The 6,465-nt window shown below is 46.1% G+C and carries 5 protein-coding genes and 1 rRNA gene; 1 reads left to right on the top strand and 5 read right to left on the bottom strand.

The annotated features are described in order from the left end of the window. The 5 genes from ACXAH2_RS16610 to guaB all read right to left on the bottom strand — a co-directional run. Positions 1-87 (bottom strand): 16S ribosomal RNA (locus ACXAH2_RS16610); the annotation flags it as partial. 388 nt (positions 88-475) lie between these two features. After that, positions 476-742 carry a hypothetical protein gene (locus ACXAH2_RS16605; protein WP_475080039.1) on the bottom strand — a complete coding sequence of 89 codons (267 nt, stop codon included), beginning with the start codon at positions 740-742 and terminating at the stop codon, positions 476-478. Positions 743-1,034: 292 nt separating this feature from the next. Continuing rightward, complete coding sequence (gene sfsA, locus ACXAH2_RS16600; RefSeq protein WP_475080037.1) at positions 1,035-1,736, bottom strand: DNA/RNA nuclease SfsA; 702 nt, start codon at positions 1,734-1,736, stop codon at positions 1,035-1,037. Between the two features lie 101 nt (positions 1,737-1,837). After that, positions 1,838-3,415 carry a glutamine-hydrolyzing GMP synthase gene (gene guaA, locus ACXAH2_RS16595; RefSeq protein WP_475080035.1) on the bottom strand — a complete coding sequence of 526 codons (1,578 nt, stop codon included), beginning with the start codon at positions 3,413-3,415 and terminating at the stop codon, positions 1,838-1,840. Between the two features lie 132 nt (positions 3,416-3,547). Then, positions 3,548-5,014 carry an IMP dehydrogenase gene (guaB, locus tag ACXAH2_RS16590; protein WP_475080034.1) on the bottom strand — a complete coding sequence of 489 codons (1,467 nt, stop codon included), beginning with the start codon at positions 5,012-5,014 and terminating at the stop codon, positions 3,548-3,550. A gap of 93 nt (positions 5,015-5,107) precedes the next feature. On the opposite strand from guaB, the gene xseA reads away from it, so the two are divergent. After that, on the top strand, positions 5,108-6,460 hold the full coding sequence (gene xseA, locus ACXAH2_RS16585; protein ID WP_475080033.1) for an exodeoxyribonuclease VII large subunit: 1,353 nt from the start codon (positions 5,108-5,110) through the stop codon (positions 6,458-6,460). Positions 6,461-6,465 lie beyond the last annotated feature (5 nt).

The raw sequence follows: 6,465 nt of genomic DNA, 5'->3' as shown, positions 1-6,465 counted from the left end.
AGCAAGCTTCTCCCGTTACCGCTCGACTTGCATGTGTTAAGCCTGCCGCCAGCGTTCAATCTGAGCCATGATCAAACTCTTCAGTTAAAAAGTTTTAACTATTACTCGAAAGCAAAAGTTTGCTCACTCAAATTCACAACACTCACAATTTTACTTAATAAAGCGAATTGACGTGTTAGACTCTCATGAGACTTCAAGTTCTTTTTGAAGCCCCAGCGAGCGCCCACACAAATTATCTGATTATCTATTTTAAAGAGCGTGCTGACTTGTTTTGGTGTCGCTTCGATGCTTTGAAGTACACCCCGTGTCAGCGAGGGCGTATATTAAGGATCTACAGATTTAGTGCAACCACTTTTTTCGTTTTTTTAAGGTTTTGGTTAAGTTTTTTGCTTTCTGTATTAAAGAACATACAAAAATGCCATTCTGCATTCCAGAATGGCATTTTGTGTTGAAGCTATTATGTGCTGATACAGTCTTATTCAGCAGTTTGCGCTTGAAGGCTTTCTAATTGCGCTTGAAGCTCATCGTACTTAGCGCTTAGTGCCGCTTCCTTTTCGATCGGTGTTGCTGCTTCGTTGAAGTCAACAGTGGCATCAACTTCTGCGCCCATGCTTTCCAACTGTGATGCAATGGCATCCACTCGAGATTGTGCTTCAGCTAGTGCATCTTCATTTGCGAATGCAGCAGTAGATAGTGCAGCAACAGTGAACAATGTTAGGGCTGATTTAGTGAATGTCTTCATAACGTATCTCCATTTGTTGGTAAATTTTCAAACCCTATTATTTGGGTTCGATTAGGAACCATCTCGTTCCATGGAAGAGATACTAGACAAGCCGTTTACTGAAAAAAAGCCTTTGAATAGCGCTTCCCCGTTTGATCCAGAAAGACCACAATGCACTTGCAAAACTCGACGTAACGTAAGGAAAACAAAGCACTTTCTAACAAAGGCCCGTTTCTCCAGACACTTCCTTTAGAGATTCATGAATCCCTCAAGGGCATCTGACAACTCACTGACAAGAAATACGTCATTTAGCTTAAACCACCTCAATCGGTCGCACTACTTTCATAGCCCGTGGTGAAATATCCACTTGATATGCCAGCACTTCGACACCTTTTTCTAACGCTTGATAAAAGGTTTCAGCATAAGCTGGGTCAATATGTTGCGCGGGGGAAACTTGATTAATTCCCGTATGACTGACACAAAAGAACAGCACAGCCCGATGTCCTTGTTCGACCATAGCCATCATTTCATGTAAATGCTTTCGACCGCGCTCTGTTACTGCGTCAGGAAAATACCCTTTTCCATCTTCTTCTAATAAGGTGACATTTTTCACTTCAACATAGCAAAGTTCACCACCGTCTTTCGACAACAGCCAATCAATACGACTTTTCTCACCGTATTTTACTTCGGCTTTCATCGTGTCATACCCTATCAATTCAGAAACGACACCTTGTTCTATGGCTTCGCCCACCAACTTATTCGGCAACCCAGTGTTAATACAGGCTAAATACGCTTGATCAACTTCAACCAATTCCCAGGTATAAGCCAACTTACGTTTTGGATTATCACTTTTTGACAACCAAACACGAGCATTTTCCTGCTGGCATCGTTTCATTGATCCCGTATTAGGACAATGCGCCACTACCACATCACCGCTTGGTAACTGCACATCTGACAAAAAGCGTTTGTAGCGTTTGATTAATCGCCCTTCTATTAAGGTCGTAGGAAACTTCATCGACTACCTCTTGTATTTTATTCCTTACACAAACAAAAAAGGCTCTCTGCTCTTAACAGTAAAGAACAGAGAGCCTTTTTTAAAAGACTACAAGGTTAGAATTATTCCCACTCGATCGTAGCAGGCGGCTTAGACGACACATCGTAAGTCACGCGAGAGATGTGTTCGATCTCGTTGATGATGCGGCTAGAAACCGTTTCTAACAATTCGTATGGAAGGTGTGCCCAGCGGGCTGTCATGAAGTCGATGGTTTCTACTGCACGCAGTGCAACTACGTATTCGTAACGACGACCATCCCCTACCACACCAACAGACTTAACGGGTAAGAAAACAGCAAAGGCTTGGCTGGTTTTCTCATACCAACCTGAGCGACGCAGTTCCTCGATGAAGATGGCATCCGCGCGACGCAAAATGTCCGCGTATTCTTTTTTCACTTCGCCTAGGATTCGCACACCAAGACCAGGCCCTGGGAATGGGTGACGGTAAACCATGTCGTAAGGTAGGCCAAGCTCTAGACCCAGCTTACGCACTTCGTCTTTGAACAATTCACGTAACGGCTCAACCAATTCAAATTGCATATCTTCTGGTAAGCCACCCACATTGTGGTGAGATTTAATAACATGCGCTTTACCCGTTTTCGAAGCAGCCGATTCAATCACGTCTGGATAAATCGTACCTTGTGCTAGGAAATCAACGTCTGTCAATTTGCCTGCTTCAACGTCGAAGATATCAATGAAAGTATTACCAATAATCTTACGCTTCTTCTCTGGGTCTGCTTCGCCAGCCAATTTGCCAAGGAACAAATCTTCAGCATCCACACGGATCACTTTTACACCCATGTTATCAGCGAACATTTTCATGACTTGATCGCCTTCGTGTAAACGCAACAAGCCGTTATCAACAAACACACAAGTCAGTTGATCGCCAATGGCTTTATGCAGCAATGCCGCCACAACGGAAGAGTCTACGCCGCCAGACAAGGCCAACAACACTTTACGATCGCCTACTTGTTGTTGCATACGCTCGATTGCATCTTGGGCAATGTTCGCTGGCGTCCATAGGGTGTCACAACCACAGATGTCCACCACAAAGCGAGACAGAATACGACCGCCTTGTAGAGTGTGAGTTACTTCTGGGTGGAATTGTACGCCGTAGAATTTTTTCGCTTCATTCGCCATAGCAGCAATAGGACAGCTGTCAGTAGAAGCCATTAAAGTGAAGCCTTCCGGCATATCGACCACTTTGTCGCCATGACTCATCCATACGTCCAACAAAGCAACACCGTTGTTCGCTACATGGTCTTGGATATCTTCAAATAGGCTTGGGCCTTCGTGCTTGCGAATCTGCGCGTAACCAAATTCACGCAACTCAGAACCCTGCACTTTACCGCCAAGCTGTTCTGCCATAGTTTGCATGCCATAACAGATACCAAATACTGGCACGCCCAGAGTGAATACCGCTTCTGGAGCACGTGGAGAACCAGGCTCTGGCACAGATTCTGGACCACCTGCAAGGATAATACCTTTCGGATCGAAATCGATAACCTCTTGATCTTCCATATCAAAAGCTCGAACTTCACAGTAAACACCGATTTCACGAACACGACGCGCAATCAATTGCGTGTACTGAGAACCAAAATCCAGGATAAGAATTTTATGAGCGTGGATATCTTGCGACATTATTAGCCATTCCTCTCACTCTAGGCAAAAGATGCACTCTTTTATCTAGAAATCATCAATTTAAAAAATAAAAGCAATAAATAAAGAAGGGGCGTGTTGTACGCCCCATCTCAATCAGCACCTATCTGCGAATTAACCCGCGTGATAGTTCGGCGCTTCTTTGGTGATGGTCACATCATGAACGTGACTCTCACGCATACCCGCGCCCGTAATTTGCGAGAACTGTGTCTTAGTTCGCATTGTCTCAATATCAGCAGAGCCTGTGTAACCCATTGAAGAGCGCACACCGCCCATCAATTGGTGAACCACAGCCGCCATTGGGCCTTTCGATGGCACACGACCTTCGATGCCTTCTGGTACCAATTTTTCCACACTGCTAGAGTCTTGGAAATAACGATCACTGGAACCTTGAGACTGTGACATGGCACCCAATGAGCCCATGCCACGGTAAGCTTTAAATGAACGACCTTGGAACAAGACCACTTCGCCTGGCGCTTCATCGGTACCCGCCAACAACCCTCCCACCATGATAACACTTGCACCAGCGGCAATGGCTTTGGCAATGTCACCAGAAAAACGCACACCACCATCAGCAATCACAGGAATACCACGAGGATTCATGGCTTCGGCAACATTGGCAACCGCACTGATCTGCGGCACACCCACACCAGCCACGATACGAGTAGTACAGATAGAACCAGGGCCAATACCCACTTTCACACCATCAGCGCCCGCATCCGCCAAAGCAATTGCGGCTTCTGCTGTGGCAATGTTGCCACCAATTACCTGAATGTGTGGGAAGTTTTCTTTTACCCAACGTACGCGATCAATGACGCCTTTAGAGTGACCATGCGCAGTATCCACCACAATAACATCGACACCTGCGTCAGACAGCGCTGTTACTCGATCCTCTGTGTCCGCTCCCGTGCCAACCGCAGCGCCAACGCGAAGACGGCCATGCTCATCTTTACAAGCATTTGGGTAAGTCGTTGCTTTATTAAAGTCGGTTACTGTTACCATGCCGCGTAGTTCGAATTGATCATTCACGATCAGGACTTTTTCGATACGGTTTTCATGAAGCAATTTACGGATAGAACCGGAAGACGCATCTTCAGGTGCGGTGATCAAACGCTCTTTTGGCGTCATGATGTCGGCAACGGTTTTTTCAAAATCTTTAACAAAACGAACATCACGACTGGTTACGATACCAACCAAGTCGTCACCTTGAACAACAGGTACGCTGGAAATGCTATTCGCTGCCGTTAATGCCATCAGTTCTTTTACTGTGGCCTCTGGATGGATAGTCACCAAATCGCGCACAATGCCGCTTTCGAACTTTTTCACTTTACGGACTTCGCGAGCCTGCTCTTCAATGGTCAAGTTTTTGTGCACAATGCCAATGCCACCTTCTTGAGCCAATGCAATTGCCATACGATGTTCAGTGACCGTATCCATTGCAGAAGACGTAAGAGGAATATTTAATTCAATGTCTTTAGTGATTTTCGTTTTGAGGCTAACATCCTTAGGTAGAACTTCAGAATAGCCGGGGATAAGCAATACGTCATCAAACGTTAAAGCTTCTTGCACGATTCGTAACATAATGGGGAGTTTCCAATGCCAACAAGGGTGTTAAGATGGCAAGTAATTCTACTTCAATAGTTGCTTTCGGTAAATCAAAACCACGAGAGATTGATGAAAAATTTTACAACTAGTCACTCACAAGAAGCGGCATTCACCGTCTCACAGTTAAATCGACAAATTCAGCAACTTTTGGAAGCCAGTTTACCTTGGATTTTGGTAGAAGGTGAGATATCCAATCTGGCCAAACCTGGCTCGGGTCATTGGTATTTTTCCTTAAAAGACGACCGTGCTCAAATTCGCTGCGCCATGTTCAAAAACAAAAACATGGCGGTGCGTTTTCGCCCCAAAGATGGTGACATGGTGCGCTTGCGTGCGCGCGTGACTTTTTACGGCCCACGAGGCGATTGCCAGCTTAGTGTGGAAGGCATGGAGTCCGCAGGGGAAGGCGCATTACAACAAGCTTTCGAACGTTTAAAAAATCAGTTGCAAGTGGAAGGCTTATTTGATGAGACGCACAAAAAACCTCTGCCCGTTCGCCCACAACGTGTCGCCATTATCACCTCACCAGTCGGTGCCGCGATTCGCGATATGATCATCGCTTTTCGTCGACGTTTTCCACTCACAGAATTGACCGTCTTACCTTCCTTGGTTCAAGGACAAGATGCCGCGAACAACCTACTCAAGCAGCTGACTCGCGCGGATGCCAGCGGTCACTTTGACGCCATTATTTTAGGTCGTGGCGGCGGCTCTTTGGAGGACTTATGGAGCTTCAATGACGAGGCACTAGCGCGAGCCATTTTCCATGCGCAAACGCCTATTGTTTCTGCGGTCGGTCACGAAACCGATTTCACCATAGCGGATTTTGTGGCTGATGTTCGTGCTGCTACCCCAACGGCCGCGGCGGAGTTACTGAGTCCCGATCGCCACCAGCTGATTCGCCAACTGGAGCAGATGGAAAAGCAATTCGGTTTACGTCTATCGCGCAAACTTGAGCAGTGTCAGCAACAGTTAGACTTCCTTATTCGTCGCATTCGTCACCCCAAAGATCGCATTGAACAACAACAGCAACAATTAAATCAGCTACAACGCCGCTTACAACAAGCGGTAACGCAAAAGCTAACGCAACAGCAAGTACGATCCACCAATATTCAGCAGAGGCTGCTGCACAACAACCCAAGCAAAAAGCTGCAACAGCATGATGCTAAAATCAAAGATCTCAACGCACGATTAAGCCTGGCACTTGGTAACACCTTAACCAATAAGCAGCATCAATTTGCCCGTTTGGTAGACAAACTCAATTTGGTCAGCCCGCTAAATACCCTTTCGCGTGGTTACGCCATTGCCAGAAAAGATGAGCAAGTGATTCGCTCTATTAAGGAGGTTAATAAAGGTGACACCTTAAACATCCGCGTTCAGGATGGCGAAGTCAGTTGTACCGTCGACACGACACAATCGATTGGTTAATTGAG

The sequence above is a fragment of the Marinomonas sp. ABL3_031 genome (assembly GCF_056161265.1).
Note: the sequence above shows the minus strand (reverse complement) of the source record. Positions and strands in the feature narration are given on the sequence as shown.

What these genes read in the sequence shown, in the direction of transcription:
- xseA (WP_475080033.1), top strand. Translation starts at nt 5,108, where the DNA reads ATGAAAAATTTTACAACTAGTCACTCACAAGAAGCGGCATTCACCGTC.
- guaB (WP_475080034.1), bottom strand. Translation starts at nt 5,014, where the DNA reads ATGTTACGAATCGTGCAAGAAGCTTTAACGTTTGATGACGTATTGCTT.
- sfsA (WP_475080037.1), bottom strand. Translation starts at nt 1,736, where the DNA reads ATGAAGTTTCCTACGACCTTAATAGAAGGGCGATTAATCAAACGCTAC.
- guaA (WP_475080035.1), bottom strand. Translation starts at nt 3,415, where the DNA reads ATGTCGCAAGATATCCACGCTCATAAAATTCTTATCCTGGATTTTGGT.
- ACXAH2_RS16605 (WP_475080039.1), bottom strand. Translation starts at nt 742, where the DNA reads ATGAAGACATTCACTAAATCAGCCCTAACATTGTTCACTGTTGCTGCA.